Annotated in this window: 12 protein-coding genes and 1 pseudogene; 2 read left to right on the top strand and 11 right to left on the bottom strand. The window is 61.5% G+C overall.

Translation table 11 applies throughout. The features are described 5' to 3' along the window. Positions 1-130: 130 nt before the first annotated feature. From ACT6VE_RS07100 to ACT6VE_RS07085, 4 genes and pseudogenes are all read right to left on the bottom strand, one after another. Positions 131-8,563 (bottom strand): GH36-type glycosyl hydrolase domain-containing protein, encoded by an 8,433-nt coding sequence (locus tag ACT6VE_RS07100; protein ID WP_444798252.1) that lies wholly within the window; start codon positions 8,561-8,563, stop codon positions 131-133. Between the two features lie 386 nt (positions 8,564-8,949). Continuing rightward, positions 8,950-9,201 carry a DUF1488 family protein gene (locus ACT6VE_RS07095; RefSeq protein WP_444797915.1) on the bottom strand — a complete coding sequence of 84 codons (252 nt, stop codon included), beginning with the start codon at positions 9,199-9,201 and terminating at the stop codon, positions 8,950-8,952. A 646-nt stretch (positions 9,202-9,847) separates the two neighbouring features. After that, positions 9,848-10,737, bottom strand: a pseudogene (locus tag ACT6VE_RS07090) (ISNCY family transposase); the annotation flags it as partial. Positions 10,738-10,959: 222 nt separating this feature from the next. Further along, positions 10,960-11,214 carry a hypothetical protein gene (locus ACT6VE_RS07085; RefSeq protein WP_444797914.1) on the bottom strand — a complete coding sequence of 85 codons (255 nt, stop codon included), beginning with the start codon at positions 11,212-11,214 and terminating at the stop codon, positions 10,960-10,962. Positions 11,215-11,452: 238 nt separating this feature from the next. Here ACT6VE_RS07085 and ACT6VE_RS07080 point away from each other — a divergent pair, with 238 nt between their 5' ends. Beyond that, positions 11,453-11,755: a hypothetical protein gene (locus ACT6VE_RS07080; RefSeq protein ID WP_444797913.1), complete on the top strand. Its 303-nt coding sequence runs from the start codon at positions 11,453-11,455 to the stop codon at positions 11,753-11,755. Positions 11,756-11,858: 103 nt separating this feature from the next. On the opposite strand, the gene ACT6VE_RS07075 is transcribed toward ACT6VE_RS07080, so the two are convergent. The 7 genes from ACT6VE_RS07075 to ACT6VE_RS07045 all read right to left on the bottom strand — a co-directional run bounded on the left by ACT6VE_RS07075 (position 11,859) and on the right by ACT6VE_RS07045 (position 19,499). Then, the gene (locus ACT6VE_RS07075) at positions 11,859-12,407 is read right to left on the bottom strand and encodes a DUF995 domain-containing protein (RefSeq protein WP_444797912.1); all 549 of its coding nucleotides are present in this window, start codon (positions 12,405-12,407) and stop codon (positions 11,859-11,861) included. Positions 12,408-12,533: 126 nt separating this feature from the next. Continuing rightward, complete coding sequence (locus ACT6VE_RS07070) at positions 12,534-13,490, bottom strand: glycoside hydrolase family 26 protein (protein WP_444797911.1); 957 nt, start codon at positions 13,488-13,490, stop codon at positions 12,534-12,536. A gap of 17 nt (positions 13,491-13,507) precedes the next feature. After that, complete coding sequence (locus ACT6VE_RS07065) at positions 13,508-14,014, bottom strand: DUF995 domain-containing protein (RefSeq protein WP_444797910.1); 507 nt, start codon at positions 14,012-14,014, stop codon at positions 13,508-13,510. Between the two features lie 28 nt (positions 14,015-14,042). After that, entirely contained in the window at positions 14,043-15,470 is a 1,428-nt protein-coding gene (locus tag ACT6VE_RS07060; protein WP_444797909.1) for a UDP-glucose dehydrogenase family protein, read from the bottom strand. A 12-nt stretch (positions 15,471-15,482) separates the two neighbouring features. Continuing rightward, on the bottom strand, positions 15,483-17,327 hold the full coding sequence (locus ACT6VE_RS07055) for a glycosyltransferase family 2 protein (protein WP_444797908.1): 1,845 nt from the start codon (positions 17,325-17,327) through the stop codon (positions 15,483-15,485). Next, positions 17,324-18,310, bottom strand: a complete 987-nt coding sequence (gene galE, locus ACT6VE_RS07050) for a UDP-glucose 4-epimerase GalE (RefSeq protein ID WP_444797907.1) — start codon at positions 18,308-18,310, stop codon at positions 17,324-17,326. The genes ACT6VE_RS07055 and galE overlap by 4 nt, the downstream gene beginning before the upstream one ends. A gap of 181 nt (positions 18,311-18,491) precedes the next feature. Then, on the bottom strand, positions 18,492-19,499 hold the full coding sequence (locus ACT6VE_RS07045; protein WP_444798251.1) for a UDP-glucuronic acid decarboxylase family protein: 1,008 nt from the start codon (positions 19,497-19,499) through the stop codon (positions 18,492-18,494). A 596-nt stretch (positions 19,500-20,095) separates the two neighbouring features. On the opposite strand from ACT6VE_RS07045, the gene ACT6VE_RS07040 reads away from it, so the two are divergent. Continuing rightward, entirely contained in the window at positions 20,096-21,229 is a 1,134-nt protein-coding gene (locus ACT6VE_RS07040; protein ID WP_444797906.1) for a helix-turn-helix domain-containing protein, read from the top strand. Positions 21,230-21,321: the final 92 nt, after the last annotated feature.

Raw genomic sequence — 21,321 nt, 5'->3', positions numbered from 1 at the left:
TCCTCTCAGCTTTGCAAGAGGGAGAAGCCTGTCGCCTTTCCAAAAGTTGACTTGCGGCGGCTATGGCGAACCTTTCTAAAACGCTTTGACCGCCTTGGGGAACTTGCAGACGGCGCACAGATTCCGAGCTTCAGGTGTTGACATATTTGCCGCCACATGCCGTAACCAGGACAGCATGGCTACCCCCATTCAACGGTACCCGGATTGGGCCGCCGGCATAGGGCAACGGGGAGCCGTTCAATGTCGCATAGGGCGAGTTTTCTGCCTGATCCACGGCTCTCTGGATGCGGATATCATAGTGGGTGTCATCCACTTTGACTGTCACCTCGAACCGCGGCCATGATTTGGGCATGCAAGGCTCAACGATGAGGACCGCACCTTCCCTACGCAGGCCCAGGATCCCCTCGATCCCGGCGCGGTACATCCAGGCGGCAGACCCAGTGTACCATGTCCAGCCGCCGCGCCCGACATGGGGCACGACCGAATAGACGTCGGCGGCCACGACATAGGGCTCGACCTTGTAGCGCGCCGTCGCCTCGGGCGTGCTTGCGTGGTTGATCGGGTTCAGGAGGGCGAAGAGGTCGTGCGCCTTGTCCCCCTGTCCGAGCCTGGCGAAGGCAAGGATGGCCCACATGGCGGCATGGCTGTACTGGCCGCCATTCTCCCGCAGGCCGGGCGGATAGCCCTTGATGTAGCCCGGGTCTCGCGGAGTGGTGTCGAAAGGCGGCGTGAAGAGGAGGGCGAGGCCGTCCTCCTTGCGGATCAGGTGGCTTTCCAGCGACGCCATGGCGGTTGCGGCGCGGGCGGAATCAGCAGCCTCCGACAGGACCGCCCAGGACTGGGCGATGCTGTCGATCCGGCACTCTTCACTGTCCTTCGAGCCCAGCCACGTGCCATCGTCGAAGGTAGCCCGCCGATACCAGGCCCCATCCCAGGCTTCGCGCTCGACAGAGGTTTTGAGCGCTGCGGCATACGCTTTCCAGCGCGCTGCGCGGTCAGGGTCACGGGTCTCGGCTAGCGGCACGAACAGGTCGATCGTGCGGATCAGCAGCCAGCCGAGCCATACGCTTTCGCCCTCCCCGCCCTCGCCCACCCGGTTCATGCCGTCGTTCCAGTCGCCGGTGCCCATCAGAGGCAGGCCGTGCCTGCCGGTGAGCGCGATTGCTTGGTCGAGGCCGCGGGCGCAATGTTCGAAGAGGGAGGCGGCCTCACCGGACGGCGTCGGCTGGAAGAAGGCGTCATGCTCCCCTTCACCGAGGGCAGGCCCGTCCAGAAAGGGAATGGCCTCGTCGAGGATCGCCGCATCGTCAGCCGTTGCGATATAGGTCGCGGCGGCGAAGGCGAGCCAGACCCGGTCGTCGGAAATCCGGGTGCGCACGCCGGCGCCCGAATGGGGCAGCCACCAATGCTGCATGTCCCCTTCGGCAAATTGCCGTCCGGCGGCGCGCAGGATATGCGCACGCGTCTCCTCCGGTCGGGTGAAGGCTAGCGCCATGCCGTCCTGTAACTGATCGCGGAAGCCATAGGCACCGCTTGCCTGATAGAAGGCGGAGCGCGCCCATATGCGGCAGGCGAGCGTCTGGTAAAGCAGCCAACCGTTGAGCATGATGTCCATCGCCCGATCCGGCGTCCGGACCTGAATGGTCTCCAAAACCGTTTGCCAATGACCGGTAACCTCTGCCAGCACGGCGTCGAGGTCTGTGGCGCGATAGCGGGCGACAAGTGCGCCGGCCTCCTCGACTGAGGCGGCCTGGCCGAGGAAGGAGACGATCTCGACGCTTTCACCGGCGCCGAGTTCGATCACGCATTGCAAGGCCGCGCACGGATCAAGGCCCGCGCCGACCTTCGCACCGAGCGCCGCTCGATCTCTGAGGGCCGCGGGCATTGCGGGGCTGCCATTGCGCCCGAGGAATTCCGTGCGGTCGGCGGTCCAGGCGGTCTGTCGTCCGCCAAGATCGGCAAAGGCGACGCGGCCGGGAAAGGCCGTGGCCCAACGATTGCGGGCAAGGATCGCCCCTGTCTCGGTGTCGAGAGAGGTCGATACGAAGGGTCCATTTGCCCCACGTAGCGTGCCCAGCACCCATTCGGCATAGCTTGTGACCGACAGGCGGCGCGGTCGGGACGAATGGTTGGTGAGCGTCAATCGCGAAATGCGGATCGGGTCGGCGAGCGGCACATAGGAGAGCAGCTGGCTTTCGATGCCGTATGCGCGATGGCTGAAGCGGCTATAGCCAAAGCCGTGGCGCGCCACATAACGGCCCCCATCCCGGATCGGCTGGGCCGTCGGGCTCCAGAGGTCGAGCGTGTCCTCGTCGCGGATATAGAGCGCCTCGCCGGATGGATCGCCGACCGGATCGTTGGACCATTGCGTGATCTGGTTCTCGCGGCTGTTGTCGGCCCAGGTATAGGCGCTGCCGTCGCTCGACACCTGGAAGCCGAAGGCAGGGTTGGTGATCACATTGATCCACGGCATCGGGGTCGTCGAACCACCTTCCAGGACGGTGACATACTCCTTGCCGTTTGCGCCAAATCCCCCCAGTCCGTTGAAGAACTCGAGTGCTTCGGGTTGGGCCACCGTTTCAGCCGAGGGCCTCGACGGCAGGCGGGTGACCAGCGGAACCGCCCGCTCGACCACCCCGGACAGACGCGCGAGCTGGTCGACGATCAGGCCACGGTGGGCCGACAGAACCACCCGCGCGGTCGCGCCCAGCAGGTTCTTCGTGTCCTGGTTCAGGAAGTCGGCGCGCAGCACGTACACTGCACCCTGCGCAGGCATGTCACCGAAACGGGGGCGCGACTGGCTGGAGCGCACGGCCGCCTCTATGGCGTTTTGCAGGTCCTGCACATAGGAGGCACCCCGCTCGTTGACGATCACCAAATCGACGGCAAGCCGCTTGATGCGCCAATATTCGTGGGCACGCAGCATCTGGCGCAGCTGGGGAAGGTCCTCGACGTCGTCGATGCGGAACAGCACGATCGGCAGGTCGCCCGAGATGCCATAGGGCCAGAGACCGGATTGCGGACCGGCACCGGCGAGAATGGCGTCCGAGGCTGGGCGGAAGCGCGGATCGGCATAGAGGATGGGCGCTGCCAGGCGCTGGAAGTCCGCCGCCTCCTCGAGGTCCACGGCGAGATGGTGAAGCTGCACCTGGGCCTGGGTCCAGGCCAGCGTCTTCGCCCGCTCGAAGGCGCTCCTGTCGTGATGTTTGTCGATGCGTTCGAGAAGCTCCTCCCGCGAGCCTGCGACGATCGTCCAGAAGGCGACCCGCGCCACCTTGCCAGGGAGAACCCGTATGCTGTGGCGCAGCGAAAAGATCGGGTCGAGCACCGTTCCCGCGGTATTGGACAGCGCCTGCCCGTCATGGATGGCGGCGGCGGTGGCAATGGAGCGGTTGCGCCCGAGGAAACGGGCGCGGTCGGATTCGTATTGCGGATCGGCGATGGCATCGCCCTCGACCACGGCGAAGTGGGCGGCCCAGATCTCGGGTTCCGCGGGCGTCCGGCGACGGCGCGTCGCGACAAGCGCGCCGTATTCGGCGAGATGCTCGGTCTCGATGAACATCTTGGCGAAGGCGGGATGCGCATTGTCGGTCGCCGTGGTGGCGAGCACCAGTTCGGCATAGGAGGTCAGTTCGATGTCGCGTGCCCGTCGCCCGCTGTTGGTGAGGCAGATGCGGCGTACCTCGCCGTCGTCCTCGCCAGAGACGATGACATCCATCTCCGTCGTCAGCGTATCGTCATGGCGGATATACTGCGCATGGTCCTCCCCGAAGACCACCGAAGTGTCGGCCCTGTCGCCGGTCGCCGGTGCGACGGGGGAAAAGACCATGCCGCTCTGCATGTCCCTGAGGAAGATGAAGGCACCGCAGTCGTCGAGGGTTGCATCCTCGCGCCAGCGCGTGACGGCGATGTCGCGCCAGCGGCTGTAGCCGCCGCCCGATGCCGTCACCATGACCGCATAACGGCCATTGGACAGCAGATGCGTCACCGGCGCTCCGGCGACGGGCAATTGCAGTCGGCGAACCGACGGCGCGGGGTTCAGCGAGATGCCGGCAGACGCCTTGACCTCTTCTGCCCGCGGGCGGGCGATCGCAACATCGCGCGGCATGCGTTCCGACAGCAGCAACTCGCTGGCCATGATCATCGGCTCGCGGTGGAACCGGCTGCGCATGCGCCCGTCCTGCAGCAGCACGGCGATGGCGACGATGGTCATGCCCTGGTGGTGGGCCATGTAGCCGCGGATGATTTCGACGCTCTCGTTTTCAGGCAGACGGGCGCGGGTGAAGTCCAGCGCCTCGTAGAAACCGTGCACGCCCCGGGCACCCAGTGCCTCCAGGCGCTTGTAATTATCGAGTGCCGCATGGGGATCGACCATGGCGGCAAGGCCGGTGGCATAGGGGGCGACGACCATGTTGCCCGACAGCCCCCGCTTGAGGCCCAGTCCCGGCACGCCGAAGTTGGAATATTGGTAGGTGAACTCGATGTCGCGCGCATTATAGGCCGATTCCGACACGCCCCACGGCACATCCCGCGACCGCCCATAGTCTTCCTGGCGCGCCACGATCAGCCGGTTGGTGTCGGCAAGCAGGCTTCCCGAAGGCGCGCGCATCACCAGCGACGGCATGAGGTATTCGAACATCGAGCCCGACCAGGAGATCAGCGCCGACCCGCTGCCGAGCGGCGTGGCCGCCCTGCCGAGGCGGAACCAGTGCCGCGTGCTGATATCGCCCTTGGCGATGGCGAAGAAGCTCGCAAGGCGCGCTTCGGAGGCCAGCAGGTCGTAGCAATTCCGGTCGAGGCCGTTGTCGGCGAGCGAATAGCCGATCGACAGCAGCTTCCTGTCCGGATCGAACAGGAAGGCGAAATCCATGTCGAGCGCCATCGAGCGGGCCGTGTCCGCAACCGCCTGAAGCCGCTGCTTCAAGGATACGGCATCGTCATGCAAGGCCTGCCGGTCGCGCGCCGCCTGGGTGACGGAGCGTGCGAGTGCGGCAATCCAGAACAAAAGCTCAACGGTCGCACCGCTATCGGCCGGTCCCGTCTGCTGCGCCAGCTTCAGCGCTTTGTCGAGAAGGCGTGTCAAGGCGGGCGTTGCGGCCTCGATGGATTGCGGGCCGCCCAGCAGGGTTTCGATCTCGTCGAAAACCGATGCGAGGCCGGCACTCTGTTTTCCGGGTATCTCGGCAAGCGCCATGCGGGAGAGCGCCAGCGTATCACGAAAACCCTGGACATTTTCAGCGGGGGGCGCCTCGGCCCATTCCTCACAGGCATTCGCCAGCGCGATCAGGTGGCCGGCGAGATTGCCGCTGTCGACCGACGACACATAGGCCGGTTCGAGGGTCCTGAGATCACGCGTATCGTACCAGTTGAAGAAATGCCCGTTGAAACGGTCGAGCCGCTTGAGTGTCGTGAAGCTCGCTTCCAGCCGTTCGAGCGCTTCGAGGGTGCCAATCCAGCCAAAGTCGCGGGCGGCAACCGTTGACAGGAAGTAGAGGCCGATATTGGTCGGCGAGGTGCGGTGCGCGACGACGGGTGCCGGTGTTTCCTGGAAATTGTCCGGCGGCAGCATGTTGTCCGTCGGCGTGACGAAGGTTTCGAAAAACCGCCAGGTGCGCCGCGCAACCAGCCGGAACTGTGCCGCATCGGCGTCCGAAAGCACCTTGCCCGGTCTTGCCGTCGGGGACCGGCTGACCCAGAGCGCGATGGCGGGTGCGGCAAGCCAGAGCAGAGACAGGACCAGTGCCAGCGGCCAGGCGGCCGGCGAAAACGCAACGGCGGCCGCCAGCAGGATCAATGCCACAACCGTGCCGCCCGCCATATCGTGGTAGAAACCGGTAAGGGTCAGCCGCGTGCGTTTTCCGGAGGTTGCCGCGGTCGTCCATTCCAGAAGCTTCCGGCGTGTCGCCAGCATGCGATAGAAAGTCCGGATGATGGCATCGCTGTTGCGCCATGCCTGATCGGGCAGGAAAGCAAGGCCAAGCGCGGTCTGCATGGCGGCCAGCTTGATGTCGGCAGCCAGCCTGATCGCATGGCTGTCCAGTTGCAAGCCGCTGCGCCGCGGCAGAATGGCGAACAGCACCGGCAGGAAAGCGGGAATGGCGATGCTGGAGGCGAGCATCAACGCACCCACTATTCCCGCCTGCAACGGCATCGCGCAGCAGGCGACGAGGGCCAGGAACGTCGAGGGGGCGATCAGGGTGCGGCGCAGATTGTCCAGCATTTTCCCGCGACCGAGCGCAGGGAGCGGCCGTTTTCCGAAAATCCAGGGCAGCAATTGCCAGTCGCCGCGCGTCCAGCGGTGCTGGCGCCGGGCTGCGACGTCGTAGCGCGACGGAAAGTCGTCGACCACCTCGACATCCGAGGCGAGCCCGGCCCGCGCAAACGTGCCCTCGAAAAGATCGTGACTGAGCAGGGTATTATCCGGAATGCGCCCGGCAAGGGCTGCCTCGAACGCATCGACGTCATAGATGCCCTTGCCGGTGTAGGAGCCTTCGCCGAAGAGGTCCTGATAGACATCAGAAACGGCCGCGGCATAAGGATCCATGCCGCCGGGTGCCGAAAAAACCCGCTGGTAGAGCGAGCCTTCACGCCCGACGGGAAGCGAGGGTGTGACGCGTGGCTGGATGATTGCGTAGCCATCGACGACCCGCTGCTGTCGGCTATCGAAACGCGGCCGGTTGAGCGGATGCGCCATCTTGCCGATCAGCCGCAGGGCCGTATCGCGCGGCAGCTTCGTGTCCGCATCGAGGGTGATGACGTAGCGTACCTCCGGCGGAACGGCCGGCGGTTTTCCCGCAAGCGCCATGAAACTGGTGTCGGTGGCGCCGCGCAGCAGGCGATTGAGTTCGTGCAGCTTGCCGCGCTTGCGCTCCCAGCCCATCCAGACACCTTCGCTGGCATTGAAGCGGCGCTTGCGGTGCAGCAGCAGGAAGCGGTCGCCGGCCGGGCCGGGGCCATGGCGACGGTTCAGGTCCGCCACGGTCTCGACGGCGAGGTCGAGAAGTGTTGCGTCGCCCTCGACTGTCTCCTGCGACGCATCCTTGCCGTCGGTCAGCAGCGCGAAACTTAGGTCGCCGCCGGCACCGGACAGATGATGGACCTCCAGCCGTTCGATCTGCTCCAGCAGTTCAGCGCGGTTGCTCAACAGCGTCGGCACCACGACGAGCGTGCGCGACACTTGCGGAACACCCTGCGTCAGCTCCATGCCCGGCAGGCCGACGGCACCGTGGCTCCAACTCACGCAACGGTTGATGAGCGCGGTCGCGATGTCGGTCGCCGGCAGCAGCGCCAGTACGGCGAAGGAAACCATGGCGAGTGGGGAAAGACCAAAACTCGACAGCAGCATAAGGGCGAGCGCGAGAAGGAGCACCGTCACGAGGCTGATCGCCCCGACATAGGCGACAATACCCACCCGGGCGACCAGGCGCCCGAACATCAGGCGCCGGGGCTTTCGGAAGCCGACGACACGCTCGAGGGCAGGCCGCCCTTCCGCGATCAGGTGATAGCCCGGATCGGCCATGCGTTCGGCCTCCGTCGCGGCGATGCCCTCGACCGGTGCTTCGCGTGCGGCCTCCAGCGCGTGGCCGGCAATGTCGAGCTCCGACATATCCGAGCCGCGGGCGAGGTCCTCGATGGCGCTGCGGTAGAGGTTGCGCGTGGCAAAATCCATGTGGGCGTAACTGCCCTCAGCCGATAGCCGTGCATCGACGAGACTGACGCTTTCAAACAGATCGGCCCAATCCACATCGGAGATCAGCCGCATGCTGGTGATGATGTTGCGGATCGTGACGTTGGACGCGCCCTGGCGTTGCTGGGCGTGGCGCACGACGGCATCGACCGACGTTCCCTGCTGGGCCAGCCGCATCTCCAGCCAGCCATGGGCCGGCGTCGTGCTGGGATCCTGATCGCGGAGGCGTTTGGCAAGCTGGGCAGCGACGAGCTCGGGCAAGGGATCGGTCGACACCTTGTGAAGCATGCCGCGTCCCGCATCGTCCGCAAGCAACCGGTCGGCCAGTGCGTCCGCCTCAGCACGCATCCCGCGCCCGGCGGTGATCTGGTCGGCCAGCCTTCGCAGGTTTTCGACGAGCACGATGCGCAAGGTGATCGCCACCGCCCACAGTTCCCCGATCGTCAGCGGCTGGACCTTCTGGTAGGCGGAAATGAACCGGACGAGCGTCTCCGGATCGAAATGGCTGTCGGTGTGCGCGACGAAGGCCCAGGCGATGCCGAAGACGCGCGGATAGCCGGCGAAGGGACCTTCGGCGAGCTTGGGCAGTTGCTTGTAGTAGTTGGGCGGCAGATCGTCATGGATCTCGCGGATCTGCTGCTCGATCAGATGGTAGTTGTCGAGCAGCCATTCCGCCGCCGGCACGACGCCGCGCTCGTTCTCGACCTCGAACGCACTGGCGCGGTAAGCGGCGAGCAGGACAGCCGCATTGTTCTTCAATCGTTTGTGCAAGGATTGGACGGAGGGCGGCCGCCGCGTCACCGGTTGCGCGAGTGCGAGGGTCGCGGCGTGCTGTTCGAGCCGTTCGATGCCGAACAGTTCTTCACGCACGGGCATCGGGTCATTCCATGGCGGCCGCGACGCCCGATGAAAGCCGAAAACGGACAGGCGCTTGGTCCCGCCTCCCTTTTCGTCCGCAACCGGCTGCTCCTCCCGAACGGGTCTGGCGCCCGCATCGGAAGGCAGGGTTCGCTCGGCTACGATCTTTTCCGGCAGGACGAGGGCTTCCGAGTGGCCAGTGTCTTCGATGTCGCGCTCTTGGCCTTTGGCCATCATCATTCCTTCGCCCGGATACGGCCGAACAGCCGGCCGGGCATCGCCCGGCGGTCGGTTTTGACAAATCGAACTGGGATAACGGCCGATACGAACCGGCGGTTCCGCTAGATGTTCATCGACTCTAGCGGCAGGGGAGAGGGCGCCAAAGCGCGCCCGGCGTGCGAGCTTCAGCCGAAGTCGGCACGCGTCAGGACATAGGTCGGCCGACGGGCACCGGAATAGGCACGGCGGGCGGCCTTGTAGATGGCAACCCGTGCGACGTCGAAGGCGTTCAGGTAACCTGCCTCGGAGGTCGCGGCCGGGAAAAGATCCGCTCCCGCGAAGAAGGGTATTTCGAACATGCCGTCATGGCCGATGAAGCGGATGCGCTTGCCCGCCTCCTCATAGCTTCGGCTCTGGTTCGGGAAACTCAGGCTCATGGAAAACTCCTTGAAATACGCTGGCGGCCCGGCCCTCCAACCCGAAGAGCCGGCCATCAGGGGCCGTGAATCGTCTCGTCGTTGCGCAATCAGATGCGCCATAAAACCCGAATAATCAGAATTAAAATCAAAACTAGGCGGCGATCCTCACAAGAAAATCTACTAAAATCCAAGATTTAATCACAAAAATCAATGTACACCCCAAATTGGAACGCATGATTTCGCACAATTCAAGATTTACTGTATTATATCACAGAAATAGGGCTTCTGCTTTTCATTTCAATCGAAAAGAATTAATAAATTTCTCGCGAGAGAAACCATTAATTTCATTTACTTTTATACGCATCAGCGCGCAAGCTAAATTCATCTGGATTGTTATTGACTCTCGGCCCGAGCGAGCGCCGGCATCGATTGGTGCCGTTCCATCAGACTGGCAAAACGGCGAAATCCGGCGGGGCTCGGCAATGCCGGCATTTCAATTCATCCACGGCCGGAGCGCCATCTTTTCCATGCTGCACACAGAGACCCGATAGCCGATGAGTGCCGCGGCCATGACCGCCTGGACCGACATCACGTTGCCGACTCCCATATGAAAGCAACGACGCCTCCCCTATGTGGTGCGCAGTCAATGAACGCGATACCACCTGATCTCGGCCAGCCGATAGGGCGCCAGGTTCATCGGCCGGTGCAGGTCGTCGGGCCGGGCAGGGACAATGGCAAACCGCGCGTTGTAATCCTCCATGAAGCTCGGCAAAAACCCATTGCCTGCCTCCATGGTGTCGATCCCGGCCAGCCGCAGCTCCTTGACCAACCGATCCTGCAGCGTCCGGTTCATCCGCTCGACACGGCCCTTGGCCTGGCTTGAATTTGCGCAGAGTATCTCGATGTTTAGTTCGCAAAGCGCACGTCCGAACTGGGGCATGCCCTGGCCGCCCTTGGCGTCCTTCTTTGCCACCCGGAACACCGAATGCTTGTCCGAGTAGAAGGTAACCGGCGCGCTGTGACGCGTGAAGTATAGCGCCAGCGCCTCGAAGTAGGTGAAGGCGCTTTCCGAGCGTACGAAGCGCAACTGCATCAGCTTGCCGGTCGCATCATCGACGAACACCAGCAGCGCACACGGCAGTTCCCGATCCTCGAACCAGCGATGCTCAGAGCCGTCGATCTGCACCAGCTCGCCATAGGCCTCGCGACGTAAGCGTGGCTGATGAAACGTCCGCCGCTGCTTGCGCGGCAACCAAAGTCCACCATCCACCATCCAGCTGCGCAGCGTCTCGCGCGACACACGCAGTCCATCGCGCCCGGCAAGCTCCTCGACTGCCAATGTCGGCCCAAAATCCGTATAACGTTCGCGAACCAGCGTCACCGCGTAATCCCGAACACGGTCGCTGATCCGGTTGTTCAACGGTCGGCCGATCGCCTTGTATCGGACCGATGCCGCGCCGCTGGTGCGCATCCGCTCCAGGAGACGACGGATCTGCGCACGCTCTGGTCAAGCACATGGGACGCCGACACCATCGTCATGCGGCCGGCGATCACCTACGACAAAACCTCGATCCGCTGCAGATCACGCTCGCTCATCGCAATCAGTTCCATCTGCAATCTCCCTGACGCCGTTCAGACCCGTGGAGAGTGACATTCCAACTTTGCAGAAACAGGACGCTTCAACTTTGGGTTACAAACGAAGATCGCGCAAGCTCCATTATGGAACTAAACATTTGATATATAACACTAATTTATGAAAGCGAGAGGAGCCATCAGTCAAACCACTAAGCCTTCAATCGTTGCGACCGGAAAATGCGCCAAAGCCGCGACGATGGTATCGCCAATAAATCCACTGGTTGATGAGGGCGGCGTACGATTTTGGACTGCTCTTGTTACTATCCCGATGCCGGCGCGGGCTTCCAGCAGCCGGGCGATGACGCAGATGCGGTGGCGCCCATCAGGGTTGATGAAAGCAACAACCAAGCGGGTTATTGCCAGCGCTCGTTCCCGGGCAGCCCCGTCGTGATGCACTTGCCACACCTGGCGGAACTCGTTCTCGACTTTTGCCTACAGACGATTTATCAGCGGTCGCTGAAATCGAAACTGCTCCCGTGAAGAACCGCCCTGTAGGGTGATTCAAGTTCCCTACGATGAACGACCTGCCCGAGATAATCCTCAGCCTGCTAAAATTTGTCGCAACATCTTGGCCGAAATATTAAGCCGGCTGCGATAGACCTCGCTCTAGGACAAAGAGCACCGGAGACGAAACATGAATTCGCATACGACTCTTCCCTTGGGACAGAAGGCGCGGCTGAGGTGGGCTGTGACGGTTGCGCTTGGAGTCGCTCTCTCCGCAGTTCTCGGCGCGGGTGCCCAGGCGGGAGAAACCGGCAGGAAAAAACAAACGAAATCCGTCTATCTTGTGAAGTATCGTGTGGGTGGCGAAGTACGCTACGGCAAGAACCCTGCCGGCAATGTCGTGAAAATCACCGTCGGGGAATATATGAGCAACAATTCTTATGTCTGCACGCCCAGCGGCTTCGGCAGGAAGGCGTTCTGCCGCGCTATCTAGACGCCGAAGCAGTACCGCTTCGGCTGGAAAGGCTCCAGGCACCGCTCCCGCGACGACAACTGAGCGAGACAGGGCTGTCGTGTGTCCACCGGCAGCTTTTGTTTCACCGGCGCGTGGTCTTCATGCGTGCAAGTTCCTGGCTGACACGATCGCCTGCAATCAACTTGCGTGCCTCATCGGTCATCTGAGCTGGATTGTGGCTGAACACATACCATCTGCCGCCAACGGAACGCTTTTGGTAGATGACACCATCCTTTTCCCGGTGCAGGAAACAGGTACGGGCGGAAGAGCGCCAATCTTCGTCGGTCCAAAGCGCATGCAAGCATAGTTTTCCGCCATTGGTTGCGAACCAGCTCCCTTCCCCATAGGACCATTTACGGCCCTGGCGAGACCAGGCGGCGAACCGCTTCCAATCGGCGGGCACGAACCAACTGTTGCTCGACTCGGCAGATAAGAAGCCGCCTCCGGTTTTCCACTTCCAAGTCCTGCCGGCGTATAGTTTTACAAGTGCATCAGCCTTCATCGGCGAAGCGGCCTCAGCAAGCTTCGCCGTTTCGTCGACAGATTTGGGCTTGGAGGCAGCGGTCGCGCTACCGGCCAAAAGCAGCGCAGAAAGCGCGGCGTTGATGAACATGAAGCGGATCGAAAACATTTTTACCTCCTGTTTGAACAAAAACTCCAGCAAGAAGGTTCGGGATCCTGCATCTGGAATTACGCAAGGGCGGTGATGGAGAGGCCCGGCGCTACGGATAGCGCGCGCCTCTCTCATAGCGGACCGTCAATTCAGCGGAACGAGCGGATGGTTGGCGACACGCCAATCCGGTCGACCGACTTTACGCGGCCAAGGGTAGACCTCGAGGTCGTTGAAGTAGACGACGGCGTTCAAGGCCGGAAACTCCGTATGCGGCTTGTTGACTTCCAGAGCCCAGGCGCGCACGTAGTCGTCACTGCCGGCATAACCGAGTTCGGCGATGACGACCGGCTTTCCAAAATCCTTCACCCGATCGTAACCCGGTGTCGTGCGCTCAACGAAGGTTGTATCGCGGCCGACTTCCAGCTTGTCATAGGGTTGATAACCGAAAACCGATAGACCGATAACGTCGACATAGTCGTCACCCGGATAGTAGGCCTTCAGTCCCTTCTCCCCCTTCGGCGACCACATATACTGGGCCGCCGGCAGATGCTTTCGACATACGTCGACGACGCGCTTGTAGGCTTTCACATAGTCCGCCGGCTTCCAGAAGGCCCAGGTGAACTGGCCGTCGGCGTCCTCCATTTCCTGGGCCCAGCGAATGGTGACGGGGCTCTTCAGCTTTGCCGCTGCTGAGCAGACACTCGCCATGTTGGAATCGTATTGACCGGACAGAATGCCCGCCAAAAGATCGCCGGGACTGACGCGCCAGTCGCGCGCCCAGGACCAGGGTTCGACCGTCACGAGCAAGGCTCGCCCCCGCGCCCGCGCATAATCGTCAGCGGCGCCGAGCGTGGCAAGATCCACGTCCTCCCAGGGAAGGAACAGATGCTCGATCTTGGAATTGGAATCGCTGGCATAGTCGCCGTGGGGATCATAGGCGCCTGGCGTCACCGCGCCGGCTTCGATAACGGGCCGCTTGTCGAGAAAACGCCCCCGGCTATCCACGTTTGCTCCCGACACGCCGCTGGCGGCGTGTCCGCCCGTGGCAATGACAAGGCCGCCGCAGAAAACGGTAACGGCCACTTTCAAGATATTGGTCATAACCTCCTCCTCATCGCTTACTGTTCAGTTACGAGAGGCACACCCAGTGCAGCCTGGATAGTGTCGCGTTGTTCGGAAACCAGATCTGCGGCGATCAGCTTGCTGGCTTCATCCTCCTTCCGGGGTGTCGCGTGGCGGAAGATATACCAACCGCCATTCGGCTCCCGTTTCTGGTAGATGGCACCCGAGGCGATCCGGTGGGAGAAACAGGTCTTGGCAGGGAAAGCGCCCTTGTCCGTGTGCCACGTCGCCTTGAGGCACATGAGGCCCGTCTCGGTTATGACCCATCGCCCCTCGGCCCAGGTCTTGCCCGTCTCGCCATTCGACCATGCGCTGAAGCGCCGGTTCACATCCGCCATCATCCCGGCGCCGTTTTCCCAGCGCCAGCTCTTGCCCCTGTAGAGCTTGTAAAGCTCGAGGGCGCTCATGGCGCGCGCGCCCGCGGGTAACGCGGAATCGTGCGAAAGTGCCGTCTGTGCGGATCCGGCGAGCAAAGTCGCGGTAGCGGCGACCTTTGCCAGCATACGCAGACCCCGCGCACGCGATAGAAAACTAGCTATTGTCATTGGAGCCTCCTGCCATCCCGAAATATGCAAGATTCGTTTTGCGTGCGGCGGAAACGTGCACAGCCGCTAAGGACGGCGTCGCGGTGGTGGCGTCATGCCGCGCCACCGTCGGGCGACCGATGCCGGAAACGCGAAAGCCCGCTCGCTCGGCGGCACCCGGCTCGAATGCGTTTCTCAGATCGACCAGGATCTTTTGGCGCATCACGGCTTTCAGGCTTGCCAGATCGAGGTGGCGGATATCGTCCCATTCGGTGACGACGACGACCGCATCGGCGTCGCGCGCGCATTCATAGGGATCGCGATGCAGCTCGACATCCGAAAAGATCTGCCTGGCATTCTCGATACCCGCGGGATCGTAGGCGCGAACGCGGGCACCGAAACGCTGCAACGTCTCGATAAGCGGGACGGACGGCGCCTCGCGCATATCATCCGTATCCGGCTTGAAGGTGAGGCCGAGGATGGCGATGGTCAGATCCTCGACGTCACCGCCCAGCGCGTCCACGACCTTCAGAGCCATTCGACGTTTGCGCGCCTCATTCGCGGTGACGGTCTCTTCCACGATGCGCAGCGCCACACCATGGTCCTGCGCGGTCCGCAGCAGCGCCATCGTGTCTTTCGGGAAACATGATCCCCCATAACCTGGCCCGGCGTTCAGGAAGCTCGTCCCGATCCGTTTGTCGAGCCCAACGCCGAGCGCCAGATGGCTGACGTCGCTGCCCACTTGCTCACAAAGATCGGCCAGTTCGTTGATGAAAGTGATCTTCGTGGCGAGAAAAGCGTTGGCGGCGTATTTGATCAGCTCCGACGTGCGCCGCTGCGTGACGACGATCGGCGTCCTGCGCAGGTCGAGGGACGCGCCGTAGAGCTTGGTCAGAACGTCACGTGCACGGTCGTCCTCGATCCCGATCACGACGCGGTCGGGCTCCAGAAAATCGCGGATGGCGACGCCCTCGCGTAGGAATTCGGGATTGGACGCCACCGAGAAGGAGCCAGCCCTGCGCACCGATCCGATGATTTTCTGCACGATATCGCCGGTGCCCACAGGCACGGTGGATTTGATGACAACGATAGCGTTCTCTTCGATCAACGAGGCAAGCTCTTGTGCGGCCATGTATACGAAGCTGAGATCCGCATCGCCGTGTCCCGCACGGGGCGGCGTGCCGACCGCGATGAACACGACCGATGCCCCCCTCACGGCATCAACCAGATCGCAGGTGAAACGCAATCGGCCGGCCGCGAAGTTTCTCTCCACGAGTTCGTCCAGGCCCGGTTCGTAGATCGGAACCACGCCCCGTTCCAAACTGGCGATCTTCTGGGCATTTTTATCCATGCAGACGACGCCGTGACCCCAACCGGAAAAACACGCGCCGCTGACCAATCCGACATAACCGGTCCCGATGACTGCGATCTTCATGTCTCATCCCCTTTACGGCTGGCTTGCACGGCTGGCCGCGCTTGTGCGCCAGCGCGGATTGAAGACGGTGCGGTGAACGTCATGGCTACCGATACCCGCGCCGGCCACGGAAAAACGGTCGTCGAACAGGGTGAAACTTTGCGTGCCCCAGGCGAGCGCCTCGACGCCTTCCCTGCCCCGGTCAATCATCGCGAAGCCTGGCACGGCGACGAGGACGAGCATGTAGGTCGCAAAAGCGGGCTGAGACATGCGCACCTGATAGCGAATCCGGTTCTCCCGCGCGTGCTGCCGCAGGATCATGAACACCAGGAACACGTAGAAGAACGCGTTGACGATGGCGAAGATATAGAACCCGCGCGTTTCGCCGGCGTCGCGAACCAACAGCACCGGAGCAATCGAGATCAGCACCACGAACACGTATGGCGCGAGCACGCGAAACGGCAGTGGATCGGCCTCGGTCGTGCCTTTGGGCGTGACGCGGAAATCGACGAACGAACCTGTCATCCAGTCACGGAACGCGGCAAAGGTGCCGGCAAGAACCCAGGGCCAGCGGGCGAGCAGGAACAGCATAGCTTCCCAGCTGAAAATCTTGCCGTCGACGGGCCGGAACGTGCCGCTCGCGCGCCACCAGTACGCCATGATCAGGATCATCAGGGACTGCGGCATGAAGTGGAGCAGGAAATCCGGATAGGTGACGCTGACGAAATTGTGGCCATAAAGCAAAACGACGGTCGGCAGCACGAACGTCACCGCCAGGAAGAAGGCGTAGAGTGGATACCAGAATTGCGAGAACAGAAACTGGATCCTCAGGCGCAACGGCAAGCGATCGATCAGCTTGGGCGTATATTGCAGAAGGATCATCACCAGGCTGCGCGACCATTGGAATTCCTGCGTGACGAGGTCGGTGAAGGTCCGCGGCCCGTCGCCATGCGCAATGGCATCGAGCGCATGCACGCCCCGCCAGCCATGGGCGTTCATGAAGAGCGTCGTCGAATGATCCTCGGCAAGCTCCGGCCCCAGGCCACCGATCTCCTTGAGGGCGCTCGTTCGGACCGCATAGTGGGAACCGATGCATACCGGAGCAAAGCCGCCATTGTAGCCGGCTTGCAGGGAACCGTGCATGCTGGCCTCGACATAGAGGCGGCCCCGCGCGGACCAGCTTTCGGCGGCGTTGCGGTCACAGATGCTGGGTGCAGAGACATAGCCGATGGCAGGATCCGCAAAGGGTCGCAGCATGTGGAAGAGATAGTCCGGCTCGGGAATGTGATCCGCGTCGAGCTGCGAGACGAAATCATAACGCTCGTAGCCGTAATGGTCGTAGAAGAAGGCGAGATTACCCTCTTTGCAGCGCGTGCGGCGCGGCCAGGATTGGCGGTGATAATCCACGCGGCCCTTGCGCGTCGAGACGTGCACGCCGTTGGCCCTGCACCAGGCGAGCGTTTCGGGCGTCGGATCCTCGTCGGCGAGCCAGGTGTCGTGCGGCACGGTCTGAGCCAGCATGGCGCGCAAGGTCGCGGCCACGACCTTGAACGGCTCCGACGGCGCCTTCGTGACCACCATAGCGATCCGGCTGCCGACGGGAATCCGCAAGGGACCGACGGGACGCCGCGCATTAAAGAAGACGGTGATGAAATAAACGGGCAGAAGCGTTATCCAAGCCAGAAGCGCCGTCACCAGGAGCGCGCCGGCGAGCTGGGTGTCGTCAACGCTGGCCAGCCACCATTGCCAGAGATAGACGATGCTCGCGGCCCAGAGCGCGACGCCGGCGAGATATTCCACGCGCTTGCGGCCCGTGAATATCGACGCCATTAGCGGCTCGTTCCTCTCTCCCCTCGAGGTGATCCAAGCGGTCCTCATTGCCGGACCTCCAGGCCGAAGAACGGGGCGGCAGAGCGGACGATGGTGTCGAGGTCGGAATAGACCGCCTTGAAACCGATCGTTTCGGCTGCAAGCGTTGGGTCGGCATAGAGCGCCTGAGGGTCGCCAACGCGGCGCTCGCGTATTGCGATCGGCACCTTGCGGCCCGTAAGGCGATGAATCGCCTCCAGGACTTCTTTTATGGACGTGCCATGGCCCGTACCGAGATTGACGGCCAGATTGCCGCCTCCCCCCAGCAGGTGTTCCATCGCCAGCACATGCGCACGCGCTAAATCGGTGACATGGATATAGTCGCGGATGCAGGTGCCGTCGGGCGTATCGTAATCGTCACCGTAAACGTCGAGGACGTCGATACGGCCGGCGGCAGCCATCATGGCGCGCGGAATGAGATGCGTTTCGGGATCGTGCGCTTCACCGAGTTCCCCATCGAGATCCGCCCCCGCCGCGTTGAAGTAACGTAAGGCCACATAATGCATGTCGTAGGTAGCCGCGTAGTCAGCCAACATCTGCTCCGCGATCAGCTTCGTGCGTCCGTAGGGATTGATCGGGTGCTGGCCTGCCTCCTCGCGGATCGGCAGGCTGTCGGGAATCCCATAGGTCGCGCAACTTGAGGAGAAGATGAGATTGCGCACGCCCGCGAGGAGGCAGGCATCGAGCAGCGACTGCGTGCCGCTGACATTGTTACGATAGTATTTTGCCGGATTCTCCACGGATTCGCCGACATAGGCCGAGGCCGCGAAATGGATCACGGCGACCGGTTCATCCTCTTCGATCGCCGCCCGCAGTCGCCGCGTATCCAGGATATCGCCCTGGATGAAGCGTCCCCAGCACACGGACTGCCGGTTTCCGGTCGAAAGATTGTCGTAGACGACGGGTTCGAACCCCTGCCCGCTCAGCAGTTTTGCCGTATTGCTTCCAATGAAGCCGGCACCACCGACGACAAGTACCCTTTTCCTGACCATATCAGTGCCTTCTCGAAGGCATAGAACGATCCGTGCGCTCCGCGCATGGGCGGGAGCGACAGTATCGCTGCCTCACTGTTTTCGGTTCGGTTTGTCCGCCGCTCTTGCGCGATCAGACATAAAGCATTGTTTTCAATGCATCATACGGCGCCGAAGCGGTTCTGCTTCGACTGGAAATGCTCTAAGCAACGATGGCGAGTTCCTTGGAGAGAGGCGCCAACTGGTGCTCAAAATAGGCGATCGTCGCCTTCAGGCCCTCCGTCAGCGCAACCGTCGGCGTCCACCCCAGCGTCAGCTCTGCCACGGTAATGTCGGGCTTGCGCTGGTGGGGATCGTCGACCGGTAACGAGCGATAAACGATCTTGGAAGACGACCCCGTCATGGCGATGACCTGCTCGGCGAGCTGACTGACGGTGAATTCACCCGGATTGCCGATGTTGACCGGTGTTTGAATGGACGTCGGGCTGTTCATCAGCCTGAAGAAGCCCTCAATCAGATCGTCGACATAACAGAAGGAACGGGTCTGGGATCCATCGCCGTAGACGGTGATGTCCTCACCCTTCAAAGCCTGAACGATGAAATTTGAGACAACCCGGCCATCGTCGGCACGCATACGCGGCCCGTAGGTGTTGAAAATGCGCCCGATGCGGATATCGACGCCGTATTGCTGGTGATAGCTGAAAAACAGCGTCTCGGCAGACCGCTTTCCCTCGTCGTAGCAGGCGCGCGGGCCGAAGGAATTGACATTGCCCCAATAGGTCTCAGGTTGCGGATGCACATGGGGATCGCCGTAGATTTCCGACGTCGACGCCTGGAAAATCCGCGCCTTGTAGTGCGCCGCAAGTTCCAAGAGGTTGAGCGCGCCCAAGACGCTGGTCATCATCGTATGGACCGGGTCGGCCTGATAATGCAGTGGCGAAGCTGGGCAGGCGAGATTGTAGATTTCATCAACCGCGAAATCGATCGGCTCGACGATGTCGTGCCGCACGAAGCTGAACGTGTCGAAGCGCAGCAGGTGGTGCAGATTTTCCATCCGGCCCGTGGAAAAATTATCCACGCAAATCACGGTATTACCACCTCTAAGGAGGCGCTCACAGAGATGTGATCCCAGAAACCCCGCACCACCTGCCACAAGAACACGATGCTTGGCTTTTTTATTCATGCTTGCGTTGAGAGTTTTGTACGGCATACCCACAATACTCCAAACAATGGGGCGATCTCGCAAATACCTTTCAGTACTTGCAGGGATTTTTACCTTTTATTAACTCTGAAAATGTATATATTAGCTAAATTGTATTAACACAATATCATTAAATCCGGAAACTTTTCGAATCATCCATTCCTGTGACATGAGGGTTTTTGTCTACTTCGGATTTGTTCTACTTGAAGTTTTAAGCCACACAACCGCGCGGCACGTACGGCAATCGCAGACACAGGCCTGAATCGATGATCCACTACCCTTGACAAGCAATACCAGCGCTCTAGCTGAGAATCAGTCCGCTCGAGGGAATTTAGGCACTTATTTTCAAATGAAACGGCCACGCGAACTCATAGAAATTAACGATAAAAAATCATACTATTGAATAAATCGAAAGTGCGGTATATATACAATAGACGCAAATCGACACTTAACTCTTGGGCAATTGAGTATTGTACAAAGAAGCTAGACAATACCACCTCTGCACATGGTGCCTACCAAAGCGCGTGACAGAGTAGGATGCGTACCACTGAAAACCGCGTCGGGACGAGACGTTCCAGCATTTCGGAGTAAGCAAGGTCAGGACAATGGTCGACATTCGGTCGCGGTCGGAATTCGTCGAACGTAGGCGTTTTGCACGCGTGGTCCAGGCTCCGCTGGGTGTGGATGAGATGCAAAGCGACGTGCTGGTTCCCCTGCATTTCGAAACCGGCAATCTACCGCCGTCCCAGCAGTTTGCGGCCTGGCAGGAATACATCTCCCCTTTAGTCGACATCCAACTGCCGGAAGACGTTTATCCCAGCGACGGGTTTGTCGCCCGCCAGAGCGTCTGGAATCTGGGTGGCATGCTGATGACCAGGCAAAGCAGCCCCGCTTTCACCTATATGCGCCCGCCCGAGAAGGTGCGGCTCAGCCCCCTCGATCACTGGCACATCCTTTTTCTGCAGTCCGGTCGCAGTTGGACCGAGGTCGATGGCCGCGTCGCGGAGAATGAACCGGGACTGGTGGAAATCCGCTCGCTCGGCCGCCCTTTCCGAGGGCGCAAACTGGCAACGGAATCGCTGAGCCTGATTGCACCTGTCGACCTATTTTCCGATCATGGCGGCTTGCCAACCGCCAGCAACAACATTGTCCTGGGCGGCCATCGCGCCCGGTTGCTGACGGACTATATCGCAAGCGTCGAAACCAATCTGCCTTTCTTCACACAGGAGGATCTGCCCGGTGTCAGGGAACGCCTGCGGGAAATGGTGTTCGAGGCGGTAACGCCCCTGGTGGATCGCAATGCCGGCACGGATCACGTCTCGGATATTGGGTTAATAACACGGGCGAGGCGTTTCATCACAAACCATATCGCCTCGCCCGACCTGACCACCGAGGCGCTCTGCAAGGAACTGGCCATCTCCCGGACGCGGCTTTACGAACTGTTCGAGACTTCGGGCGGCGTTGCGAACTACATTCGCCGCCGCCGACTCCTTGCGGCTCACGCCATGTTGGCGGACCCGGCCGATGGCCGGAAGGTCGCGGAGATCGGTGCGGCGATCGGCATCGATTCCCCCGCGAACTTCAGCCGCGCCTTCACGCAACAGTTCGGATACAGCCCCAGCAACGTCTATAGGCATGGTTTCGAACAACGAGGCGCCCATCCCCGACCGCATGGGGAAAACAATGATCAGCACGCGCTCACATTCGAAGGCATGTTGCGCACGCTAGGGCTTTTCTAACCCCGGTACATTTTTGGGTGTTGTCACATAAACGCGGCGTCAGTGAATTGGGCCTAGAGACGGTGGGATGAAGAGTCCTGCCGTTAGCTACA

It is taken from the genome of Shinella sp. (assembly GCF_052438155.1).
In the GTDB taxonomy this organism is placed as follows: domain Bacteria; phylum Pseudomonadota; class Alphaproteobacteria; order Rhizobiales; family Rhizobiaceae; genus Shinella.
The sequence above is the reverse complement of the archived record's forward strand: the minus strand, read 5'-3'. Positions and strand labels throughout refer to the sequence as shown.

Excerpts from the sequence above, each read along its gene's own strand:
- ACT6VE_RS07100 (WP_444798252.1), bottom strand. The coding sequence starts at position 8,563 with ATGCCCGTGCGTGAAGAACTGTTCGGCATCGAACGGCTCGAACAGCAC.
- ACT6VE_RS07095 (WP_444797915.1), bottom strand. The coding sequence starts at position 9,201 with ATGAGCCTGAGTTTCCCGAACCAGAGCCGAAGCTATGAGGAGGCGGGC.
- ACT6VE_RS07080 (WP_444797913.1), top strand. The coding sequence starts at position 11,453 with ATGAATTCGCATACGACTCTTCCCTTGGGACAGAAGGCGCGGCTGAGG.
- ACT6VE_RS07075 (WP_444797912.1), bottom strand. The coding sequence starts at position 12,407 with ATGTTTTCGATCCGCTTCATGTTCATCAACGCCGCGCTTTCTGCGCTG.
- ACT6VE_RS07070 (WP_444797911.1), bottom strand. The coding sequence starts at position 13,490 with ATGACCAATATCTTGAAAGTGGCCGTTACCGTTTTCTGCGGCGGCCTT.
- ACT6VE_RS07065 (WP_444797910.1), bottom strand. The coding sequence starts at position 14,014 with ATGCTGGCAAAGGTCGCCGCTACCGCGACTTTGCTCGCCGGATCCGCA.
- ACT6VE_RS07060 (WP_444797909.1), bottom strand. The coding sequence starts at position 15,470 with ATGAAGATCGCAGTCATCGGGACCGGTTATGTCGGATTGGTCAGCGGC.
- ACT6VE_RS07055 (WP_444797908.1), bottom strand. The coding sequence starts at position 17,327 with ATGAGGACCGCTTGGATCACCTCGAGGGGAGAGAGGAACGAGCCGCTA.
- galE (WP_444797907.1), bottom strand. The coding sequence starts at position 18,310 with ATGGTCAGGAAAAGGGTACTTGTCGTCGGTGGTGCCGGCTTCATTGGA.
- ACT6VE_RS07045 (WP_444798251.1), bottom strand. The coding sequence starts at position 19,499 with ATGCCGTACAAAACTCTCAACGCAAGCATGAATAAAAAAGCCAAGCAT.
- ACT6VE_RS07040 (WP_444797906.1), top strand. The coding sequence starts at position 20,096 with ATGGTCGACATTCGGTCGCGGTCGGAATTCGTCGAACGTAGGCGTTTT.